Consider the following 21,945-nt stretch of genomic DNA (forward strand, 5'->3'; position numbering starts at 1 on the left):
GACGAGCGACTGTTCCTTCTCGACCGTGTCGCCGACCTTCACGCCGATCTCGATCACCGGGACGTCCTTGTAGTCGCCGATGTCGGGCACTTTCACTTCGAGGGTGCCGCCGGACGCTGCCGGTGCGGCCGCGGGGGCTGCGGCAGCCGGTGCCGGTGCTGCTGCCGGAGCCGGAGCCGCGGCCGGCGCGGCCGCGCCGTTCGCCTGCGCGCCAGCGCCGCCTTCGAGCAGGATGATCAGCGAGCCTTCCGACACGGAATCGCCAACCTTGACCTTGATTTCCTTCACGACGCCGCCGACCGGGCTCGGCACGTCCATCGTCGCCTTGTCCGACTCGAGCGTGACGAGCGACTGCTCGGGCTCGACCGTATCGCCCACCTTCACGCCGATCTCGATGACCGGCACGTCCTTGTAATCGCCGATATCCGGCACCTTCACTTCGATCGCTTGACTCATCTGTTTCTGTCTCCATGGCCGCGCGCGCTCCTCGCGGGAGCGGCGCGCGGCATCACACGGCGTGTGCGTTAAACGGTCATCGGGTTGGGCTTGGACGGATCGAGGTTGTACTTGGCGATCGCGTCAGCGACCACCTTGCGCTCGATCGTGCCTTCGTCGGCCAGCGCGTTGAGCGCGGCGACGGTGACCCAGTGACGGTCGACCTCGAAGAAGTGACGCAGCTTCTCGCGGGTGTCCGAACGACCGAAGCCGTCGGTGCCCAGCACGACGAAGCGGCGATCGATCTGGCCACGGATCTGGTCTACCAGCGCACGGACGTAGTCGGTCGATGCGATGACCGGGCCCTGCGTGTCCTTCAGGCACTTCTGCACGTGCGACAGGCGACGCTCCTCCGTCGGATGGAGCAGGTTCCAGCGCTCGATTTCGTGGCCTTCGCGCGCGAGTTCGGTGAAGCTCGGCACGCTCCACAGGTCGGCGGCGACGCCCCAGTCGTTCTTCAGCAGGTCGGCGGCAGCGATCACTTCGTTGAAGATCGTGCCCGCGCCGAGCAACTGGACGCGCGGCGCCTTCTTGTCGGCGTCGGCCTTCTTGAACGCGTACATGCCCTTGATGATGTCGGCCGCCACGTGCTCGCCCTGCGGAATCGCCGGGTGCTCGTAGTTCTCGTTCATCACCGTGATGTAGTAGTACACGTCTTCCTGGTCCTGCACCATGCGGCGCAGGCCGTCCTGGATGATCACCGCGAGTTCGTAGCCGAACGTCGGGTCGTAGCTCACGCAGTTCGGCACCGATGCCGCCCACAGCAGCGAGTGACCGTCTTCGTGCTGCAGGCCTTCGCCGTTCAGCGTCGTACGGCCCGCGGTGCCGCCCAGCAGGAAGCCGCGCGAACGCATGTCGCCCGCGGCCCAGGCGAGGTCGCCGATCCGCTGGAAGCCGAACATCGAGTAGAAGATGTAGAACGGCACCATGATCTCGCCGTGCGTCGAATACGACGTCGCCGCCGCGATCCAGTCGCACATGCCGCCCGCTTCGTTGATGCCTTCCTGCAGGATCTGGCCGGTCTGCGATTCCTTGTAGAACATCAGCTGGTCGGAATCTTCCGGCACGTACTTCTGGCCTTCCTGGTTCCAGATACCGATCTGGCGGAACAGGCCTTCCATGCCGAACGTACGCGATTCGTCCGGGACGATCGGCACGACGCGCTTGCCGAGCGCCTTGTCCTTCAGCAGGATGTTCAGGATCCGCACGAACGCCATCGTCGTCGAGATCTCGCGGCCTTCGCCCGTGCCCTTCAGGAGCGGCTCGAACGCGTCGAGCGCCGGCACCGGCAGCGACGTCGCCTTCTCGCGGCGGTGCGGCAGGTAGCCGCCGAGGTCCATGCGCTTCTGGCGCATGTATTCGAGTTCCTTCGAGCCTTCCTCGAATTTCAGGTACGGCACGTCGGCGATCTGCTCGTCGGTGATCGGCAGGCGGAACTGGTCACGGAACTTCTTCAGTTGCTCGACCGGCAGCTTCTTCTGCTGGTGCGTGATGTTCATCGCCTGGCCCGACTCGCCCATCCCGTAGCCCTTGATGGTCTTCGCGAGGATGACGGTCGGCGCGCCCTTCGTGTTCGTGGCTTCATGGAACGCCGCGTAGATCTTGTGCGGATCGTGACCGCCGCGGTTCAGCGCCCAGATGTCGTCGTCCGACCAGTCGGCGACGAGCGCCTTCAGTTCAGGCGTGTTGAAGAAGTGCTCGCGAACGTACGCGCCCGACTCCGACTTGTACGTCTGGTATTCGCCGTCGACGCACTCCATCATGCGGCGCATCAGCGCGCCCGACTTGTCGCGCGCGAACAGCGCATCCCAGCGGCTGCCCCAGATGACCTTGATCACGTTCCAGCCGGCGCCGCGGAATTCCGATTCGAGTTCCTGGATGATCTTGCCGTTGCCGCGCACCGGACCGTCGAGACGCTGCAGGTTGCAGTTGATCACGAACACGAGGTTGTCGAGCTTCTCGCGGCTCGCCATGCCGATCGCGCCGAGCGATTCCGGCTCGTCCGTCTCGCCGTCGCCGAGGAACGCCCACACCTTGCGGCCTTCCGTCTTCGCGATGCCGCGCGATTCCAGATACTTCATGAAGCGGGCCTGGTAGATCGCCATGATCGGGCCGAGGCCCATCGACACGGTCGGGAACTGCCAGAAGTCCGGCATCAGCCACGGGTGCGGATACGACGAGATGCCCTTGCCGTCGACTTCCTGGCGGAAGTTGTCGAGCTGCTCTTCCTTCAGGCGGCCGAGCAGGAACGCGCGCGAGTACACGCCCGGCGACGAGTGGCCCTGCACGAACACGAGATCGCCGCCGTGCTGGTCGGACGCTGCGTGCCAGAAGTGGTTGTAGCCGACGTCGTAGAGCGTCGCGGCCGATGCGAACGACGCGATGTGGCCGCCGACGTTCGTGTCCTTGCCTGCGCGCAGCACCATCGCCAGCGCGTTCCAGCGCGTGTACGAACGGATGCGGTGCTCGATGTCCTGGTCGCCCGGAATCTTTGCCTGGGCTTCGACCGGAATCGTGTTGATGTACGGGGTATTGGCGGAGAACGGCAGGTGTTCGCCGTGCATGCGGGCGAATTCGATCTGCTTTTCGATCAGGTAATGCGCACGGCCGGTGCCCACGGAGGAGATCACGCCATCGAGCGACTCCAGCCACTCGACGGTTTCTTGCGGGTCGTCGTCACGTTCGGCGGCGACATATTTCATCACTTCGTTCGGTACAGCGGACATTCTCGTCTCCTGGGTCCTGGAATGTGAGGATCGCTCTCGTGCAGACGACGCGACGCGGCCGGCTGCGGGCAAGCTCCGACGGATTGTAATGAGCGTGGACGGGCCTGCGCAACAAAATTTTCGAATTGTGAGATCTTTTCTCGTAATGCGGAATATTGCTGCGCTGCACCCATATTTCGGGGCTCCGCGGCCCGTCTCGTCCGAACAAAACCGTTTCCGTTCAACATATCCGGTATCGGTTTTCCATGTATTGCGCTGCGCTACAATCCTGCCATGTTGACCGATCGGCTTTTCGCACGCTCGGCGCGACCGCCGGGCCCGCCGGCGGAGTCGCAGCCGTCCCGTTGGCACCACGGACCGTGGTGGTCCAACTCCTATTTGCTGACGCCGCTGCTGTCGATCCTGGTGTTCCTCGTGGTGATGAGCCTCATCCTGTGGAGCCTCAACCGGCGCGAACAGCAGCAGCAGGAAGACACCCTGTTCCGCAACGTCGCGTGGGCCCAGCAGCAGATCCGCCTGTCGATGACGGGCGCGCAGGAACAGTTGCAGGCGCTGTCGCGCGACCTCGCGTCCGGCCGCCTCGACCAGAACGCATTCCAGATGGCCGTCGCGGACGTGATGCAGACGCATCCGGAAATCCTCTACCTGAACTGGTACACGGCGCCCGGCGTGCAGCGCTGGCCGACCGTGCATCCGCCGCTGCTCGGCCAGCGCCTCGCGAAGCCCGGCGACGCGCAGATGCAGGACGCCGTGCGCGGCGCGTACGACGAGGCGCGCAGCACGCGCCGCCAGGCCTATTCTCCGCTGATCTACGACGACTTCGGCAACGGCTTCATCACGTTGCAGACGCCCGTGATGCGCGGCGACCGCGAATACCTCGGCTCGATCGCCGCGGTGTTCTCGGTCGAGGGCATCCTGAAGCACGACATCCCGCAGGAACTGTCGTCGAAGTACAAGATCTCCATCACCGATTCGAACAACCGCGAACTGTCGTCCACGTCGACACGCCCGCGCCTGCCGCGCGACTCGCACTACGATCTTCCGCTCGACCCGCCCGGCCAGGGGCTGACGGTGCGCGTGTACGCGTTCCCGCAGCTCACCAACCTGACCAACAACACGCTCGTGTGGCTCGTCGCCGGCCTGTCGTGCTTCGTGCTGTGGAGCCTCTGGAGCCTGTGGAAGCACACGCGCCAGCGCTTCGAGGCGCAGCAGGCGCTGTACGCGGAAGCGTTCTTCCGCCGTGCGATGGAAAACTCGGTGCTGATCGGCATGCGCGTGCTCGACATGCACGGCCGCATCACGCACGTGAACCCCGCGTTCTGCCGGATGACGGGCTGGGACGAAACCGATCTCGTCGGCAAGGTCGCGCCGTTCCCGTACTGGCCGCGCGACGCGTACCCGGAAATGCAGCGCCAGCTCGACATGACGCTGCGCGGCAAGGCGCCGAGCTCGGGCTTCGAGCTGCGCGTGCGGCGCAAGAACGGCACGCTGTTCCACGCGCGCCTGTACGTGTCGCCGCTGATCGACAGTTCGGGCCGCCAGACCGGCTGGATGTCGTCGATGACCGACATCACCGAGCCGAAGCGCGCGCGCGAAGAGCTCGCGGCCGCGCACGAACGCTTCACGACGGTGCTCGAAAGCCTCGACGCCGCGGTGTCGGTGCTGGCCGCCGACGAAGCCGAGCTGCTGTTCGCGAACCGCTACTACCGCCACCTGTTCGGCATCCGCCCGGATGGCCATCTGGAGCTGTCGGGCGGTGGCTTCGATCGCGCGCAGGCATCGTCCGACTCGATCGACATGGTCGACGCGTTCGCGGGCCTGCCGGCCGCCGCGCTGACGAGCAGCACCGCCGATGCGCAGGAGGTGTACGTCGAGAGCATCCAGAAGTGGTTCGAGGTGCGCCGCCAGTACATCCAGTGGGTGGACGGCCACCTCGCGCAGATGCAGATCGCGACCGACATCACGACCCGCAAGAAGGCGCAGGAGCTCGCGCACCAGCAGGAAGAGAAACTGCAGTTCACGAGCCGATTGATGACGATGGGCGAAATGGCGTCGTCGATTGCTCACGAATTGAATCAGCCGCTCGCCGCGATCAACAACTACTGCTCGGGCACGCTCGCGCTCGTGAAGAGCGGCCGCGGCACGCCCGAGACGCTGCAGCCCGCGCTGGAAAAGACCGCGCAGCAGGCGCTGCGGGCCGGGATGATCGTGAAGCGGATTCGCGAATTCGTGAAGCGCAGCGAGCCGAAGCGCCAGCCGGCGCGGGTCGCGGACATCGTCGCCGATGCGGTCGGGCTGGCCGAAATCGAGGCCAGAAAGCGCAGGATCCGGATCGTCACGGAAATCCTCGCAAGAATGCCTATTATTTATGTCGACCCCGTGCTGATCGAACAGGTGCTGATGAACCTGATGAAGAACGCAGCCGAGGCGATGGCCGACGTGAAGCCGGCGTCGGCGGACGGCGTGATCCGCGTGGTCGCCGACATCGATGCGGGCTTCGTCGACATCCGTGTGATCGACCAGGGCCCGGGCGTCGACGAAGCGACCGCCGAGCGCCTGTTCGAACCGTTTTACAGCACCAAGTCCGACGGCATGGGCATGGGGCTGAACATCTGCCGTTCGATCATCGAATCGCATCGGGGGCGTCTGTGGGTGGTCAACAACGTCGAGCCGGATGGCCGCATTTCCGGCGCGACGTTCCACTGCAGCCTGCCCATTGGGGAACCCGCTGATCTCGGCCAAGGGGGGCGCGAGGCATCGGCATCACATACCGTTACGGGAGAACTATGAATAGCCCTGTCACCACCACTCAGGAAACCGTCTTTGTCGTCGACGACGACGAGGCCGTACGGGACTCGCTGCGCTGGCTGCTGGAGGCGAACGGCTATCGCGTGCAATGCTTCTCGAGCGCCGAGCAGTTCCTCGATGCCTATCAGCCGGCGCAGCAGGCCGGCCAGATCGCCTGCCTGATCCTCGACGTGCGGATGTCGGGCATGAGCGGCCTCGAATTGCAGGAACGCCTGATCGCCGACAATGCCGCGCTGCCGATCATCTTCGTCACCGGTCACGGCGACGTGCCGATGGCCGTGTCGACGATGAAAAAGGGTGCGATGGACTTTATCGAGAAACCGTTCGACGAAGCCGAGCTGCGCAAGCTCGTCGAGCGGATGCTCGACAAGGCCCGAAGCGAAAGCAAGAGCGTGCAGGAGCAGCGTGCCGCGAGCGAACGCCTGTCGAAGCTGACCGCGCGCGAGCAGCAGGTGCTCGAGCGGATCATCGCCGGCCGCCTGAACAAGCAGATCGCCGACGACCTCGGCATCAGCATCAAGACGGTCGAGGCGCACCGCGCGAACATCATGGAAAAGCTCAACGTCAACACGGTGGCCGACCTGCTGCGCCTCGCGCTGTCGAAGAAGCAGGCCTGAGCGGGTTCGCCGGCCGCCCGGCCCGCAACCGGTGTTTGCCGCCCCGCGCGATGCGGCCCACTCGCGCGGCGGCGGCCGTTTCTCCCGGCACGCGAGCGCCGCGGCCATGACGCTTCCCGTTGATTCGCTGTCGGACGGCAGCAGGCGAACGGTATAATTACGTGCTTTGCTACGGCGCTTCGCGCGCCGTACGCCCGCATTCCAACTTCCCGGCAGGACCCACCACCATGACAGCCCTCCTCATCGACGGCAACGCCCTTTCGAAGACCTTGCGCGCCCAGGCCGCCGAACGCGCCGCCGCGCTGACCGCACGCGGCCACCAGCCCGGTCTCGCGGTGATCCTCGTCGGCGCCAACCCGGCGAGCGAAGTCTACGTGCGCAACAAGATCAAGGCGTGCGAGGACAACGGCTTCTTCTCGCTGAAGGATGCGTACCCGGCCACGCTGTCGGAAGCCGACCTGCTCGCGCGCATCGACGAACTGAACCGCGACCCGAAGATCCACGGCATCCTCGTCCAGCTGCCGCTGCCCGCGCACATCGACAGCCACAAGGTGATCGAGGCGATCGCGCCGGAAAAGGACGTCGACGGCTTTCACGTCGCGAACGCCGGCGCGCTGATGACCGGCAAGCCGCTGTTCCGCCCGTGCACACCGTACGGCGTGATGAAGATGTTCGAAGCGCACGGCATTGCGCTGCAAGGCGCGAACGCGGTCGTGATCGGCCGCTCAAACATCGTCGGCAAGCCGATGGCGATGATGCTGCTCGACGCCGGCGCGACCGTGACGATTTGCCACAGCAAGACGCGCGACCTCGCCGCGCATACGCGCGAGGCCGACATCGTGGTCGCCGCGGTCGGCAAGCGCAACATCCTGACCGCCGACATGGTGAAGCCGGGCGCGACGGTGATCGACGTCGGCATGAACCGTGACGACGCGGGCAAGCTGTGCGGCGACGTCGATTTCGCGGGCGTGAAGGAAGTCGCCGGCTACATTACGCCGGTGCCGGGCGGCGTCGGCCCGATGACCATCACGATGCTGCTGATCAACACGATCGAATCCGCCGAACGCGCCGCCGCCGCGGCCTGACGCTGCCTTTGCCGAGCCGGTGCGCGGTCCGCGCGCCGGCGCCTCGCCAGCCGCAATCGCGCGGCTGCATCGCGCCGGCCGGCGCGCCGATGCACCTCGCTGCTCGCCCGCCGCCGGTCACCCTTGGCCGGCCGCCCCTGGCCGGCCGCCCCTGGCCGGGCGCCCCTGGCCGGGCGCCCACATCCGACCCTGCGTCAATCGCGTCATTAGAAACTAACGATTGGAAAGCGCACGATGCGCCCCAATAATGTCGGTATCGGGCGCCGCTTCATCGCGCCTCACCCTTTTCATCCCGGTTCATCCGGCAACAGACAGGGAGTCTTATGTCCGCCAGCGCCAACACCAATCCGCTCCTCGACTTCTCCGGCCTGCCCCGTTTCGGCGAGATCCGCCCGGAACACGTGACGCCCGCGCTCGATACGCTGCTCGACGCCGCCAGCCGCGCGGTCGAAGCGGCGAGCGCGAGCGACACGCCGTCGACCTGGGCCGCCGTCGTCGAGACGGTCGAGCAGGCCACGGAGCCGCTCGGCCGCGCATGGGGCATCGTCGGCCATCTGAATGCGGTCGCCGACACGCCCGAACTGCGCGCCGCCTACGGTGAAAACCTGCCGCGCGTGACCGAGTTCTGGTCGAGCGTCGGCCAGAATCTCGCGCTGTACGAAAAGTACAAGGCGATCGCCGCGAGCGCCGAATACGCGACGTTGTCCGCCGAGCGCAAGAAGATCCTCGACAATGCGCTGCGCGACTTCCGCCTGTCGGGCGCCGAGCTGCCCGAAGACCAGAAGCCGCGCTTCGCGGAACTGCAGGAACAGCAGGCCGCGCTGTCGAAGGCGTTTTCCGATCACGTGCTCGATGCAACCAACGCGTACGCGTACTTCGTCACCGACGAAGCCGAGCTGGCCGGCCTGCCCGGCGACGCAATCGAGGCTGCTCGCGAAGCCGCGCAGAAGGACGGCAAGGAAGGCTGGAAATTCACGCTGCATTTCCCGTCGTACTTCCCGGTGCTGCAGTACGCGGACAACCGCGCGCTGCGCGAGACGCTCTACCGCGCCTATGCGACGCGCGCGTCGGAGCTCGGGCCGCAGTACGGCGACGGCAAGGCCGAATGGGACAACACGGCGATCGTCGTCGACGCGCTGAAGCTGCGCCGCGAAGAGGCGCAGATGCTCGGCTACCGCAACTTCGCCGAAGTGTCGCTCGCGCCGAAGATGGCCGAATCGCCGCAGCAGGTGATCGCATTCCTCGAGGATCTCGCGACGCGCGCCCGCCCGCACGCGGACAAGGACTGGGACGAGCTGCGCACGTTCGCCGCGAAGGAGCTCGGCCTCGCCGAACTCGCGCCGTGGGACGTCGCATACGCGGCCGAGAAGCTGCGCCAGCAGCGCTATGCGTTCTCGGAAAACGAGGTCAAGCAGTACTTCCCGGAACCGGCCGCGCTGAAGGGCCTGTTCACCGTCACCGAAACGCTGTTCGGCGTGAAGATCAAGCCGGACGACGCGCCGGTATGGCACAAGGACGTGCGCTTCTTCCGCGTCGAGAACCGCGACGGCTCGCTCGTCGCGCAGTTCTATCTCGACCTGTACGCACGCGAAGGCAAGCGCGGCGGCGCCTGGATGGACGACGCGCGTTCGCGCGCGAAGCGCGGCAGCGACGTGCAGACGCCCGTCGCGTACCTGACCTGCAACTTCTCCGCGCCGGTCGGCGGCAAGCCCGCGTGCTTCACGCACGACGAAGTGATCACGCTGTTCCATGAATTCGGCCACGGGCTGCATCACATGCTCACGCGCGTCGACGAGCTCGGCGTGTCGGGCATCAACGGCGTCGAATGGGATGCGGTCGAACTGCCGTCGCAGTTCATGGAGAATTTCTGCTGGGAATGGGACGTGCTGTCGTCGATGTCGTCGCACGTCGATACGGGCGCGTCGCTGCCGCGCGAGCTGTTCGACAAGATGATCGCCGCGAAGAACTTCCAGAGCGGGCTCGGCACGCTGCGCCAGATCGTGTTCTCGATGTTCGACATGCTGCTGCACGTCGACTTCGACCCGGCCGGCGCCACCGGCGTGACCGCGTTCGCGCGCGAGATCAACGAGCGCTATCACGTGATCCCGCAGGCGGCGTTCTCGCGCTGGCCGAACACGTTCAGCCACATCTTCGCGGGCGGCTATGCGGCCGGCTACTACAGCTACAAGTGGGCCGAAGTGCTGTCGGCCGATGCGTACGCGGCGTTCGAGGAAGCGGCGGCCGCCAGCGGCAGCGTGCTCGACGCGGCAACCGGCACGCGCTATCGCCGCGAAATCCTCGAGGTCGGCGGCAGCCGCCCGGCGATGGAGTCGTTCAAGGCATTCCGCGGCCGCGAGCCGCAGATCGACGCACTGCTGCGCCACAACGGGATGGCCGCGTCCGCGCACTGAGCGCGCTGCCCGGCCCTTCCAGTTGTTCAGGCTGCTCAGGCTGCATCGACAGGCACCGCTTCGGCGGTGCCTTTTTTCATGGCGCGGACGTGTCGTCGCCCACTTCGTCGTCGAACAGCAGGAATTGCCCGTGGCGTTCGGCCGTATCCTCGTCGATGCGCACGCCGACACCGAGCAGCCGTACCGGCTGCGCGCGCCGCAACAACCCCTTCGCGAGCAGCGTGACGGCCGTCTCGGCATTCGTCGCGTCGGCCACGCACTCGACCGTCGTGCGCTGGAAATCGGCGAAGCGGATCTTCACGTACAGCTTGCGGATCGACCGCGCGGCGCCCGCGCGATCGATCCGCGCGTCGAGTTGCACGACGAGGCGACGGATTTCGTCCGCGCATTGCTCGAGTGTCGTCAGGTCGGTCACGTAGGTCGTCTCGACGCTGACCGACTTGCGCTCCTGGTCGGCCTGCACGGGCCGCTCGTCGATCCCGCGCGACAGTTCGTACAGCCGCCGCCCGAACGCGCCGAACTCGCGGTGCAGGTCGATCAGCGGCCAGTCGCGCAATTGCGCGCAGGTCTGGATGCCGAGCCGGTCGAGCCGCGTGGCCGTCACCTTGCCGACGCCGTGCAGCTTGCGCACTGGCAGCGCCGCGACGAATGTGTCGATCTCATGCGGCCGCACGACGAACAGCCCGTCGGGCTTGTTCCAGTCGGACGCGATCTTCGCGATGAACTTGTTCGGCGCGACGCCCGCCGACACGGTCACGCCGACCGTATCGCGCACGCGCTCGCGGATCTCGCGCGCAATCAGCGTCGCACTGCCCTGGCAACGCTCCGACCCGCTGACGTCGAGGTACGCCTCGTCGAGCGACAGCGGCTCGACGTCCGGCGTGTAGTCGCGATAGATCGCCATGATCTGCCGCGACGCCGCACGATACTTGTCCATCGCGGACGGCAAGATCAGCAGGTCCGGACACTTGCGCATCGCCAGCGCCGACGACATCGCCGAATGCACGCCGTAGCGCCGCGCCTCGTAGTTGCAGGTCGCGATCACGCCGCGCTGGTCGGGGCGGCCGCCGACCGCGAGCGGCCGGTTGCGCAGCGACGGGTCGTCGCGCATCTCGACCGACGCGTAGAAGCAGTCGCAGTCGCAATGAATGATCTTGCGCATGCGCGGCGGCGCGTCGCCGGGCAGCGGCGTGGGTAGATCGGCAGGCGGGATGGTGGTCGGGCTCACGGTGCCGATACTGTACAAAAACACAGTGCCGGTTTCAACTGCCGCGTACGCCCGAGGGCGGTCGCAGCCGGCCACCCGGCGCCGGCCATCTGCCGCCGGCCGCGCCGTACTGGCCCGCTTTGTGCGGATCGTACCGGCCGGGCACGGGCAGCGGCCCCTATACTCGTCTGCCACGACACACGAAACGCAAAGGTGACGGATGAAGACGATCGGACTGATCGGCGGCATGAGCTGGGAATCGTCGGCCGAGTACTACCGGATGATCAACCGGCACTCGAAGGCATTGCACGGCGGCCATCACAACGCGAAGAGCGTGCTGGTCACGGTCGACTTCGCCGAAATCGAAGCGCTACAGCGCACGCACGACTGGGCCGCGCTCGGCGAACGGATGGCCGACGCCGCGCGACAACTCGAAGCGGCCGGCGCCGATCTCGTCGTCCTGACGACCAATACGATGCATCGCGTGCACGACGCGATCGAGGCCGCGGTGACGCTGCCGTTCCTGCACATCGCCGATCCGACCGGCAGCGCGCTGCGCGCCGCGGGTGTCGAGCGCGTCGCCCTGCTCGGTACGCGCTACACGATGGAGCTGCCGTTCTATGCGGCGCGGCTGCGCGAGAAATTCGGGCTCGACGTGCTGGTGCCGGACGAACGCGGGCGCGACGACGTGCACCGGATCATCTACGACGAGCTGTGCCACGGCGTCATCTCGGAGGAATCGCGCGCCACGTATGTGTCGATCATCGATGGACTGGCCCAGCGCGGCGCACAGGCGGTGATCCTGGGCTGCACGGAAATCACGCTGCTGATCGGTGCGGACGACTCGCCGCTGCCGGTATTCGATACGACCGCGCTACATGCGAAAGCAGCCGTCGAGTGGGCGGCGCGCTGAACGACACGCGCCATCGCGTATCGACAAGCGTCGCCGAACGGCATCGCCGCATTGTTTCGCGCGCCGGGATTCACTCTCCCGGCGCGCGCGTCGCCGCTCGGCCGACGCCCTGCTCTCGCCCACCACACGGGCCGGCACGAACGGCCCGCGAATCATGCGACTCCGTTCCCGCGGGCACGCCGACACAAGGGGTTATCCATTGGTAATAAAGTGACCGCAAATTGGTACGCGAGCAGCGGCACCGCACTCGACGCTGCTCGTCGCGGTCTCTTTTTCCACCAACCGGAAACAGGAACATGAAAAGACTCAGCACCGTGCTCGGCGCGCTGCTCGCCGTGTCGGCCACGCTCAACGCGCACGCGGACCCCAGCATCACCGCATCGGCCGCCACGACGCCCAGGGACGGCTTCGATCGCATGACGTGGGAGATCACGCCCGAAGTCGTGCCGACCCAGGTCAACGCCAGTTACTACTGGGCCAACCAGTTGTCGTCGCAACACGGCGGACACGCGATCTACACCGGCATCCAGCCGCGCACCCGCAGCACCAACGTGGTGATCTTCAGCGCGTTCGGCACCGGCACGGCGCCGCTGTCGGCGAATTGCCGCGGCGGCGCCGACGGCGGCTCCGGCACGTCGTGCTCGATCGCCTACCCGTGGAAAACCGGCCACGCCTATCGGCTGCAGGTCACCGTGACGCAGGCCAATCGCAGCGACGGGCGCTCGACCGTCGACGGCTTCATCACGGACGTCGCCACCGGCGCCACGACGCCGACCGGCAGTATCGCGGTGCCGGCGGACTGGGGCGGCCTGTCGAGCTCGGCTTACCTGTTCGACGAGTACTTCCCGTTCAACGCCGCGTCGAAGGACCCGATGCAGCGGCCGTGCGTGCCGTATGCGCGCTACATGACGTCGCTGCCGCATTTCTACCTGAAGGATGTGGACTACCCGGCGACCGAGCGGTCGATCCGGCTGAATACGGGCAAGGACAAGTGCGCGGTGCTCTCGGGCACGCCGAACGCACGGACCACGCTGGTCAACACGACGACCTATCTGCTCGAGAACGGCTTCCTGCCCGGGAGCCCGGGCGCGCCGAAATAACAAGCGGACGCGGAAAACAAAAAACCCGGCATGGAGCCGGGTTTTTCGTGGACGAGGTGCGCATCGGTCAATTGCGCGGCACATCGTCTGGTGTGCTTGGTTGCGGGGACAGGATTTGAACCTGTGACCTTCGGGTTATGAGCCCGACGAGCTGCCAGACTGCTCCACCCCGCGTCAGAGAAATAAATTATAGGGTGAGGAAGTACTCACGTCAATACTTTTGTCACAATTTCTGCTTCCCTTCCTCGCGCGACGATGCGTGACCCTGCACGACATCCGCGTTCGCACCCCATGCTCGCGGTAAGATGACGGCCTCCGAATTCACGCCGCACGCCCCTCCCGTTCATGAAAATAGCCACCTGGAACGTCAACTCGCTCAACGTCCGCAAACAGCACGTGCTCGACTGGCTCGCGCAAAGCGGCACCGACGTCCTGTGCCTGCAGGAACTGAAGCTGCCGGACGAGAAATTCCCGCGCGCCGATCTCGAGGCGGTCGGCTACCGCAGCTGGTTCACGGGCCAGAAGACCTACAACGGCGTCGCGATCCTCGTGCGCGACACGCTCGCCGTCGACGAATCGGACGTCGTGCGCAACATCCCCGGCTTCGACGACCCGCAGCAGCGCGTGATCGCCGCGACGGTCGACGGCGTGCGCATCGTGTCCGCCTACTTCCCGAACGGCCAGGCGCTCGACTCCGACAAGTTCGTCTACAAGATGCAGTGGCTCGACGCGCTGCAGGCATGGCTGCGCACCGAGCTGCAGCGCTACCCGAAGCTCGCGCTGCTCGGCGACTACAACATCGCGCCGGAAGACCGCGACGTGCACGATCCCGCGAAATGGGAAGGCCAGAACCTCGTGTCGCCGCAGGAGCGCGCGCACTTCGCGCAGCTGATCGAACTCGGCTTCGTCGATGCGTTCCGCCGCTTCGAGCAGCCCGAGAAAACCTTCACGTGGTGGGACTACCGGATGATGGCGTTCCGCCGCAACGCGGGGCTGCGCATCGACCACATCCTGCTGTCGCCGGCGCTCGCGGCAACCTGCGCGTCGTGCGAGGTCGATCGCACGCCGCGCACGTGGGAACAGCCGTCCGACCACACGCCCGTCGTCGCGATCGTCGGCTGATCGCCCAGGGCCTGTTCACGCGCGATCAGCGCCGCGCGGGCGCCGGCCCGAGATGGGCCCACAGGAAGCCGAATTCGGCCGCATCGGCTTCCGCGCGTTCGAGATCGTCGGCGCTGCCGTGGCCGCCGTCGGTGTTCTCCCAGTACCACACCCGTTCGTGACCGAGCGCCTGCATGCGCGCGGCCAGCTTGCGTGCATGCGCGGGATGCACGCGGTCGTCGCGGGTCGACGTCGTCAGCAGCAACGGCGGATACACGACACCTTCGCGCACGCGGTGATAGGGCGAATACGCTGCCAGCGCCGCGCCTTCGCTCGGATCGTCCGGATCGCCGTATTCGTCGAGCCATGCGGCGCCCGCGTGCAGCTTCGGATAGCGCTGCATGTCGAGCAGTGGCACGCGGCACAGCACCGCGCCGAACAACTCCGGCCGCTGCATCATGCACGCGGCGACCAGCAGCCCGCCGTTGCTGCCGCCCTCGATCCCCAACTGCGCGGCGCTCGTCACGCCGGTCGCAACCAGATCCTCGGCCACTGCGATGAAATCGTCGAACGAACGCTGGCGATGTTCGCGCTGCGCGTCGGTATGCCAGCGCGGCCCGAACTCGCCGCCGCCGCGGATGTGCGCGAACGCCATCACGCCGCCGCGTTCGAGCCAGCCGATGCCGAACGCATCGCTGTAGCCCGGCAGGTTCGGGATCGCAAAGCCGCCATAGCCCGACAGCAGGCACGGCCGCGCGACGCGCGCCACACCTTCAGGTGCGTCGAGCGCATCGCGCGGCCCGATCAGCGTGTACGGCACCACCGTGCCGTCGTGCGAACGCGCGCTCGCGCGCCGTACGACCAGCCCGGCGGCGTCGAACTGCACCGGCGGCCGGTCGAGCAGCACGCGGCGCGACGGTGCATCGTCCGCGCGGTCGGCCAGATCGGCCAGCCAGCATTCGGGCGGATCGAGATAGGTGTCGACGTCGACGTACACTTCGTCGTTCAGCGTCGATTCGACGGGCTCGACGTCGATCTGCGCGTCGCCGGGCCAGTCGAACGGCCGCGCGTCCCACGTCCACGCCCCGTCGTCGGCCTGCCGCGGCTGCCACAGCATCGTGCGGTTGTGCACGTCGTCGAGCCAGCTGGCGATCAGCGTCGTGCGCGTATGCGTCCACGTACAGGCGGACGTCGTCGGCCGCGGCGCGAACAGCGTCGTGAATTCGCGCGCGCCGGCGAGGAACGCCTCTTCGCGAATCGCGAGCAGCGAGCCGCCCGCGTGGCGCACGCCGTCGCAATCCCAGTCGAGGCGCGGCTCCAGCACGAGCCAACCCTCCCAGAACCCGACCTCGACATGCGTCGGCACGTCGTAGCGCGCCCATTCGCCCGCGTCGTTCAACCAGTACGCGTGTGCGTCGAAGAAATCGACGCTGCGCCACGCGACGTGGCGGCGGTCGATCGGGTCGTACCACGCGCCTGCGCTGATGTCGTCGGGTTCGCCGCTGAACACGACGGGCGCGTCGGCAAGCGCCGTGCCGCGCACCCAGCGCCGCGCTTCATACGGATAACCGGCGGCGGTCGCATGCGCTTCGCCGCGATCCCAGCTCACGTACACGGTATCGCGGTCGATCCAGCCGACCGTGTGATGGCCCGGCGCGTCGATCGTGAAACCGCCGTCGACGAAACGGCGCTCGACGAGGTCGAATTCGCGCACGACGACCGCGTCGGCGCCGCCCGGCGATAGCGACAGCAGCACGCGATCGCCGTCCGGATACAGGATCGCCTCCTGCTCGAACACCCACGACTCGCCCTCTTCGGCGCCAAGCGCGTCGATGTCGAGCAGCGTTTCCCAGGCCGGCTGGCCGGCCCGCCAGTCGGCCCAGCGCGTGCGGCGCCACAGCCCCTTCGGATGGAGATCGTCCTGCCACAGGTCGTACGCCCAGTCGCGCCAGCGGGTCGGAATCACCGGGCGTTCGCGCGGCAGATACGCTTTCGCGAGACGCGCGGTCAGCGCGCGATAGGCATCGTCGTCGCGCAACGCGGCGCGGGTGCGCGCATTCTGCTCGTCGACCCACGTGCGGGCGCGCTTGCTGTCGAGTGCTTCGAGGAAACGGAACGGGTCGGCCCCGGCGGGCCAGCGGAAGGATTCGGACATTGAGGATCGCGGAATGGCAAGCTGCATGCAAACCGCGATTATGTCCGATCGCGGCATGCGCGGGCCCGCGCATGCCGCGAATCGTGCTCAGGGTTCCAGATGGAGTTCCTGGATCTTGCGCGTGATCGTGTTGCGGCCGATGCCGAGCCGCTCTGCGGCCTCGACCTTGCGACCGCGCGTGAAGTCGAGCGCCTCGCGGATCACGGCGGCTTCGAAGCGGCGTGCGAGTTCGTCCATCACGTCGGCCGAGTTCTCGCGCAACAGCCGCGCGACTTCGGTGCGCAGCCCGTGCTCCCACAACGGGTAGCCGGCCGGCGCGCTGCCGTTCGCCGCGCTCGCGACGGGCGCGGCCGTCGGCGCTGCACCGATCGCGGCAGGCGCCGCTGCGTGACCGCCGCTGCCGTGCGCGTCCGCGCCGTCGCCCGTCGCGACGACCGGCGCACCGGCCGGCACGAGGTCGGGCGGCAGATCCTTGATCTCGACCGTCTGCGCGGGCGCCATCACGGTCAGCCAGTTCGCGAGGTTCTCGAGCTGCCGCACGTTGCCGGGAAACGGCAGCGACGTCAGGTACGCGAGCGCATCGTCGGACACGCGCTTCGGCTCGACGCCGAGATCGCGCGCGCTCTTCTGCAGGAAGTGGCGCGTGAGCAGCGCGATGTCCTCGCTGCGTTCGCGCAGCGGCGGCAGACGCAGCCGGATCACGTTGAGCCGATGGTAAAGGTCCTCGCGGAACAGCCCCTGCCGCACGCGCGACTCGAGATTCTGGTGCGTCGCGGCGATCACGCGCACGTTCGCGCGCAGCGGGTTGTGGCCGCCCACGCGGTAGAACTGCCCGTCCGACAGCACGCGCAACAGGCGCGTCTGCAGATCGAACGGCATGTCGCCGATTTCGTCGAGGAACAGCGTGCCGTTCTCGGCCTGCTCGAAGCGGCCCTGGCGCGTCGTCTGCGCGCCGGTGAACGCGCCGCGCTCGTGGCCGAACAGTTCGGATTCCAGCAGATCCTTCGGAATCGCCGCCGTGTTCAGCGCGATGAACGGTCCGTTCGCACGCGGGCTGTGACGGTGCAGCGCCCGCGCGACGAGCTCCTTGCCGGTGCCCGACTCGCCGGTGATCAGCACGGTCGCGGCCGAATGCGACAAGCGGCCGATCGCGCGGAACATGTCCTGCATCGCCGGCGCCTGGCCGAGCATCTCGGGCGCCTCGGCCACGCGCTCGTCCTGCGGCGCGCCGCCGCGCAGGCTTTCTTCCACCGCGCGGCGGATCAGCTCGACCGCCTTGTCGACGTCGAACGGCTTCGCGAGGTATTCGAACGCGCCGCCCTGGAACGCCGCGACGGCGCTGTCGAGATCGGAGAACGCCGTCATGATGATGACGGGCAGGCCCGGCAGCCGCTCGTGCATCGCCTGCAGCAACTCGAGGCCCGAGCCGCCCGGCATCCGGATGTCGGACACGAGCACCTGCGGCGTCTCGTGGTCGAGCGCGGCCAGCGCATCGCGCACGTTCGCGAAGCTCTTCGTCGCGAAGCTGTCCCGGGCGAGTGCCTTTTCAAGCACCCAGCGGATCGATTGGTCGTCGTCTACTATCCAGATCGGCTTCATAGGTCGGTCAGGTATGGGTGAATCGCAATGCTGCCGCTCAATGGTCGAGCGGCAGCAGAATCTGAAATTCGGTACGTCCGGGCCGGCTTTCGACCTCGATCATCCCGTCGTGCTGCTGCACGAACGTCTGCGCGAGCGTGAGGCCGAGGCCGCTGCCGTCGTCGCGTCCGGACACGAGCGGGTAGAAGATCCGGTCGCGGATCTCTTCCGGAATGCCGGGCCCGTTGTCGACCACGTGCAAGTCCAGTGCCAGCTTGTACAGGCGCTTCGCGATCGTGATCTTGCGCGCGATGCGCGTGCGCAGCTCGATCTTCGCGTCGCCCTGCGCGATCCGTTCGCGCAGCGCCTGCGCGGCGTTGCGAACGATGTTGAGCAGCGCCTGGATCAACTGCTCCTTGTCGCCGCGCAGGTCGGGCACGCTCACGTCGTAATCGCGCTCGATCGTGAGCCCGCGCGGAAATTCCGCGAGCATCACCGCGCGCACGCGTTCGCACACTTCATGAATGTTCACGTCGCCGACGATGTGCGGATGCCGGTGCGGCTCCAACAGCCGATCGACGAGCGTCTGCAGGCGATCGGATTCCTTGATGATCACCTGCGTGTATTCGCGCAACTCGCCGCGCTCGCGCTCGCCCAGTTCGAATTCGAGCAGCTGGGCTGCGCCGCGAATGCCGCCGAGCGGGTTCTTGATCTCGTGCGCGAGGTTGCGGATCAGTTGCTTGTTGACCGCGGTCAGGTCGTGGATGCGCTCTTCCCGATCGGTGCGCGACTGCCGCTCGTTCTCGAACAGCTCGACGAGCACGAAATCGGGCGCGCTCTCGAGGAAGCCGACGATCGCATGCACGTGCAGCGGTTCGCGGCCGGGCCGGTCGAGCACCGTATCGAGGTGCGTCGCGTGAAAGCGTTCCTGGCCGATCGCGGTGATCGTCGACGCAAGCTCGTTCGCGTTCGGAAAAATCTCGCCCCACGGCCGCTGTGCGAGCTGCCGCCGCGAGATGTCGAGCATCGCCTCCGCGGACGGGTTCGCGAACGCGACCCGCAGCGTCTTGCGGTCGAGCACGATCACGACCGTCGGCAGCGCTTCGAGCCCCGCCAGCAGACCCGAGCGCGCGAGCCGCTCGTCGTCCGTCAGTCGTTCGGGTTGCCCCGTTTTCGCCTTGATCAGATTCTTCAGAACCATCTGCGTGCTTGTCGCGCCTCACCGGGCCAGAAAATGAAAATCGTCGGAACAAAAAAGGGACGGCCGGACGCCGTCCCCTTTCAGACTCCGCCGTTCCCGCCGCCAGCCGCGCGACGGGAACGAACCGGCATGACGGCGCTGAATCGAAGCGCCATCGCCGATTAGAGCGAGTAGTACATCTCGAACTCGATCGGGTGCGTCGTCATGCGGAACTTCGCCAGCTCCTGCTCCTTCAGCGCGAGGTACGCGTCGAGCATGCTGTCCGTGAACACGCCGCCACGGGTCAGGAACTCGCGATCCTTGTCGAGCGCTTCCAGTGCCTGGTCGAGGCCTGCGCAGACGGTCGGGATCTTTGCATCCTCTTCCGGCGGCAGGTCGTACAGGTTCTTGTCGGCTGCTTCGCCCGGATGGATCTTGTTCTGGATCCCGTCGAGGCCGGCCATCATCAGCGCCGAGAACAACAGGTACGGGTTCGCCATCGGGTCCGGGAAGCGCGTTTCGATACGGCGGCCCTTCGGGTTCGACACGTGCGGAATGCGGATCGATGCCGAACGGTTGCGTGCCGAGTAGGCGAGCTTGACCGGTGCTTCGAAGTGCGGGACCAGACGCTTGTACGAGTTCGTCGTCGGGTTCGTGATCGCGTTCAGCGCACGGGCGTGCTTGATGATGCCGCCGATGTAGAACAGCGCCAGTTCCGACAGGCCGGCGTAGCCGTTGCCCGCGAACAGGTTCTGGCCGTCCTTCCAGATCGACTGGTGAACGTGCATGCCCGAACCGTTGTCGCCGACGACCGGCTTCGGCATGAACGTCGCCGTCTTGCCGTACGAGTGCGCGACGTTATGGATGATGTACTTCGACCATTGCGTCCAGTCGGCGCGCTGAACCAGCGTCGAGAACTTCGTGCCGATTTCGTTCTGGCCCTGGCCCGCCACTTCGTGGTGGTGCACTTCGACCGGGATGCCGAGCTGCTCGAGCAGCAGGCACATTTCCGAACGCATGTCCTGGAACGTGTCGACCGGCGCGACCGGGAAGTAGCCGCCCTTCGTGCCCGGACGGTGGCCGGTGTTGCCGCCTTCGAATTCCTTGCCGGCCGACCACGGTGCTTCTTCCGAGTTGATCTTCACGAAGCAGCCCGACATGTCCGTGTTCCACTGGACCGAGTCGAAAATGAAGAATTCCGGTTCCGGACCGAAGTACGCCGTGTCGCCGATACCCGTGCTCTTCAGGTAGGCTTCCGCGCGCTTCGCGAGCGAACGCGGGTCGCGCTCGTAGCCCTTGCCGTCGGCCGGCTCGACCACGTCGCAGGTCAGCACGAGGGTCGACTCTTCGTAGAACGGGTCGACGAAGGCAGCGGTCGGGTCCGGCATGAGCAGCATGTCCGACGCCTCGATGCCCTTCCAGCCCGCGATCGACGAACCGTCGAATGCATGGCCGCTTTCGAACTTGTCTTCGTCAAACGCCGAAACCGGCACCGACACGTGCTGTTCCTTGCCGCGCGTATCCGTGAAGCGGAAATCGACAAACTTGACGTCCTCGTCCTTCACGAGCTGCATGACGTCGGCGACGGTTTTACTCATAACCTCTTCTCCTGATTGAACAATTCCGGCGGACTGGGAAACCGCCTCGTTTATCGAGCTGATCGGGGTCTTGCTTTGGCGCAGCGCGCCCCGATTCGACCGAATTCTATATAGCAGCTTCCGTGCCACCTTCATGCAGGATCGGCGCGAATCGCGTCAGGGCTCGCCAGGACAGGGCTGCGCTGCGCGATTCCGGGGCTTTACCCGCCATCGGTTCCGCCCCGAAAGCACCGACGTGGTGCAACCATCGAGCCCCGTCGCTTCGAGCGAGTTATTTTGGTGCATTCGCGCCATTCTGCACTCTTTTGGTGAGCGCGTGTACGGCCCATGCACCGTGTCGCAGGCGGACGTCCGTGCCGCGACGTCGCGCTAGAATGATCGTTTGACCGATACGGAGACTCCCTACCATGAGTACGCTGGACCAGCTTTACGCGAAGGCCGACGAACGCCGCGCACAAGGCGCGCTCAACTATGCCGGCGCGCTGCTGCCGGTCGAAGCATTCGAACTGCTGCAGCTCGACCCGTCGGCGCGCCTGGTCGACGTGCGCACCCGCGCCGAGCTCGACTGGATCGGCCGCCCGCTCGTCGGCGACGACCAGTACCTGCACCTCGAATGGACGCGTTACCCGGGCGGCGTGCCGAACGCCGAATTCGTCAACGAACTGAAGGCGGCCCTCCCGGCCGATACGCCCATCCTGTTCCTGTGCCGCAGCGCCGCGCGCTCGAAGCTCGCCGCGGTCGCATCCGCGCAGGCCGGCTTCACGAAGGCGTTCGACCTGCTCGAAGGCTTCGAAGGCGCGAAGGACGCCGAAGGCCACCGCAAGACGGTCGACGGCTGGTGCTTCCGCAAACTGCCGTGGATCGGCGCCTGAGCGCGCGCCGCTCACGCCGGCTGCGACGACCTCATCGTCGAGCCGGGCGATGACATGCCGATGACGGGCCGCGTTGCGCGGCCCGTTGCTTTTGACAAG

Annotated in this window: 15 protein-coding genes and 1 tRNA gene; 8 read left to right on the forward strand and 8 right to left on the reverse strand. The window is 66.6% G+C overall.

Going from position 1 to position 21,945, the window contains the following annotated elements:
* On the reverse strand, positions 1–456 hold a 456-nt coding region (locus JMF86_RS10595; RefSeq protein WP_305790729.1), incomplete at its 3' end, for a biotin/lipoyl-containing protein.
* A 68-nt stretch (positions 457–524) separates the two neighbouring features.
* Positions 525–3,221, reverse strand: coding sequence for a pyruvate dehydrogenase (acetyl-transferring), homodimeric type (gene aceE / locus JMF86_RS10600; protein WP_012328827.1), 2,697 nt, complete (start codon positions 3,219–3,221; stop codon positions 525–527).
* Between the two features lie 273 nt (positions 3,222–3,494).
* On the opposite strand from aceE, the gene fixL reads away from it, so the two are divergent.
* The 4 genes from fixL to JMF86_RS10620 all read left to right on the forward strand — a co-directional run bounded on the left by fixL (position 3,495) and on the right by JMF86_RS10620 (position 10,142).
* On the forward strand, positions 3,495–6,011 hold the full coding sequence (gene fixL, locus JMF86_RS10605) for an oxygen sensor histidine kinase FixL (protein WP_006478377.1): 2,517 nt from the start codon (positions 3,495–3,497) through the stop codon (positions 6,009–6,011).
* Positions 6,008–6,646, forward strand: a complete 639-nt coding sequence (gene fixJ / locus JMF86_RS10610) for an oxygen response regulator transcription factor FixJ (protein WP_006493245.1) — start codon at positions 6,008–6,010, stop codon at positions 6,644–6,646. Before fixL ends, fixJ begins: the two co-directional genes overlap by 4 nt.
* Before the next feature lie 227 nt (positions 6,647–6,873).
* Positions 6,874–7,731: a bifunctional methylenetetrahydrofolate dehydrogenase/methenyltetrahydrofolate cyclohydrolase FolD gene (gene folD, locus JMF86_RS10615; protein ID WP_011694326.1), complete on the forward strand. Its 858-nt coding sequence runs from the start codon at positions 6,874–6,876 to the stop codon at positions 7,729–7,731.
* A 323-nt stretch (positions 7,732–8,054) separates the two neighbouring features.
* Positions 8,055–10,142 (forward strand): M3 family metallopeptidase, encoded by a 2,088-nt coding sequence (locus JMF86_RS10620; protein WP_012328829.1) that lies wholly within the window; start codon positions 8,055–8,057, stop codon positions 10,140–10,142.
* A 76-nt stretch (positions 10,143–10,218) separates the two neighbouring features.
* Here the strand turns inward: JMF86_RS10620 and dinB are convergent, their stop codons facing one another.
* Positions 10,219–11,394, reverse strand: coding sequence for a DNA polymerase IV (gene dinB, locus JMF86_RS10625; protein ID WP_054927965.1), 1,176 nt, complete (start codon positions 11,392–11,394; stop codon positions 10,219–10,221).
* A 175-nt stretch (positions 11,395–11,569) separates the two neighbouring features.
* Between dinB and JMF86_RS10630 the strand changes: the two genes are divergently transcribed.
* Together JMF86_RS10630 and JMF86_RS10635 are read left to right on the forward strand one after the other, a co-directional pair.
* Entirely contained in the window at positions 11,570–12,262 is a 693-nt protein-coding gene (locus JMF86_RS10630) for an aspartate/glutamate racemase family protein (protein WP_054927966.1), read from the forward strand.
* Between the two features lie 296 nt (positions 12,263–12,558).
* Positions 12,559–13,362 carry a DUF3472 domain-containing protein gene (locus JMF86_RS10635; RefSeq protein ID WP_034174512.1) on the forward strand — a complete coding sequence of 268 codons (804 nt, stop codon included), beginning with the start codon at positions 12,559–12,561 and terminating at the stop codon, positions 13,360–13,362.
* A 97-nt stretch (positions 13,363–13,459) separates the two neighbouring features.
* Here JMF86_RS10635 and JMF86_RS10640 read toward each other — a convergent pair.
* A tRNA-Met gene (locus JMF86_RS10640) sits at positions 13,460–13,536 on the reverse strand.
* 171 nt (positions 13,537–13,707) lie between these two features.
* On the opposite strand from JMF86_RS10640, the gene xth reads away from it, so the two are divergent.
* Entirely contained in the window at positions 13,708–14,484 is a 777-nt protein-coding gene (gene xth / locus JMF86_RS10645) for an exodeoxyribonuclease III (RefSeq protein WP_006478369.1), read from the forward strand.
* 25 nt (positions 14,485–14,509) lie between these two features.
* Here xth and JMF86_RS10650 read toward each other — a convergent pair whose 3' ends face one another.
* The 4 genes from JMF86_RS10650 to glnA form a co-directional block, all read right to left on the reverse strand.
* Positions 14,510–16,618, reverse strand: a complete 2,109-nt coding sequence (locus JMF86_RS10650; protein WP_054927968.1) for a prolyl oligopeptidase family protein — start codon at positions 16,616–16,618, stop codon at positions 14,510–14,512.
* An 87-nt stretch (positions 16,619–16,705) separates the two neighbouring features.
* A complete protein-coding gene (gene ntrC, locus JMF86_RS10655) occupies positions 16,706–18,217 on the reverse strand; it encodes a nitrogen regulation protein NR(I) (protein WP_023477459.1) in 1,512 nt (503 codons plus the stop codon).
* A gap of 37 nt (positions 18,218–18,254) precedes the next feature.
* Positions 18,255–19,397 (reverse strand): nitrogen regulation protein NR(II), encoded by a 1,143-nt coding sequence (gene glnL, locus JMF86_RS10660; RefSeq protein WP_006478366.1) that lies wholly within the window; start codon positions 19,395–19,397, stop codon positions 18,255–18,257.
* A gap of 161 nt (positions 19,398–19,558) precedes the next feature.
* Positions 19,559–20,974: a type I glutamate--ammonia ligase gene (gene glnA / locus JMF86_RS10665; protein WP_011549441.1), complete on the reverse strand. Its 1,416-nt coding sequence runs from the start codon at positions 20,972–20,974 to the stop codon at positions 19,559–19,561.
* A 407-nt stretch (positions 20,975–21,381) separates the two neighbouring features.
* Here glnA and JMF86_RS10670 point away from each other — a divergent pair, with 407 nt between their 5' ends.
* Positions 21,382–21,846, forward strand: coding sequence for a rhodanese-like domain-containing protein (locus JMF86_RS10670; RefSeq protein ID WP_201316992.1), 465 nt, complete (start codon positions 21,382–21,384; stop codon positions 21,844–21,846).
* The last annotated feature ends 99 nt before the right edge of the window (positions 21,847–21,945 follow it).

Origin of the sequence: Burkholderia sp. E168m15, from assembly GCF_016586105.1 — a bacterium.
In the GTDB taxonomy this organism is placed as follows: Bacteria; Pseudomonadota; Gammaproteobacteria; order Burkholderiales; family Burkholderiaceae; genus Burkholderia; species Burkholderia orbicola.

What these genes read in the sequence shown, in the direction of transcription:
- xth (WP_006478369.1), top strand. Translation starts at nt 13,708, where the DNA reads ATGAAAATAGCCACCTGGAACGTCAACTCGCTCAACGTCCGCAAACAG.
- folD (WP_011694326.1), top strand. Translation starts at nt 6,874, where the DNA reads ATGACAGCCCTCCTCATCGACGGCAACGCCCTTTCGAAGACCTTGCGC.
- fixJ (WP_006493245.1), top strand. Translation starts at nt 6,008, where the DNA reads ATGAATAGCCCTGTCACCACCACTCAGGAAACCGTCTTTGTCGTCGAC.
- JMF86_RS10670 (WP_201316992.1), top strand. Translation starts at nt 21,382, where the DNA reads ATGAGTACGCTGGACCAGCTTTACGCGAAGGCCGACGAACGCCGCGCA.
- JMF86_RS10635 (WP_034174512.1), top strand. Translation starts at nt 12,559, where the DNA reads ATGAAAAGACTCAGCACCGTGCTCGGCGCGCTGCTCGCCGTGTCGGCC.
- fixL (WP_006478377.1), top strand. Translation starts at nt 3,495, where the DNA reads ATGTTGACCGATCGGCTTTTCGCACGCTCGGCGCGACCGCCGGGCCCG.
- aceE (WP_012328827.1), bottom strand. Translation starts at nt 3,221, where the DNA reads ATGTCCGCTGTACCGAACGAAGTGATGAAATATGTCGCCGCCGAACGT.
- glnL (WP_006478366.1), bottom strand. Translation starts at nt 19,397, where the DNA reads ATGGTTCTGAAGAATCTGATCAAGGCGAAAACGGGGCAACCCGAACGA.
- glnA (WP_011549441.1), bottom strand. Translation starts at nt 20,974, where the DNA reads ATGAGTAAAACCGTCGCCGACGTCATGCAGCTCGTGAAGGACGAGGAC.
- ntrC (WP_023477459.1), bottom strand. Translation starts at nt 18,217, where the DNA reads ATGAAGCCGATCTGGATAGTAGACGACGACCAATCGATCCGCTGGGTG.
- JMF86_RS10650 (WP_054927968.1), bottom strand. Translation starts at nt 16,618, where the DNA reads ATGTCCGAATCCTTCCGCTGGCCCGCCGGGGCCGACCCGTTCCGTTTC.
- JMF86_RS10630 (WP_054927966.1), top strand. Translation starts at nt 11,570, where the DNA reads ATGAAGACGATCGGACTGATCGGCGGCATGAGCTGGGAATCGTCGGCC.
- JMF86_RS10620 (WP_012328829.1), top strand. Translation starts at nt 8,055, where the DNA reads ATGTCCGCCAGCGCCAACACCAATCCGCTCCTCGACTTCTCCGGCCTG.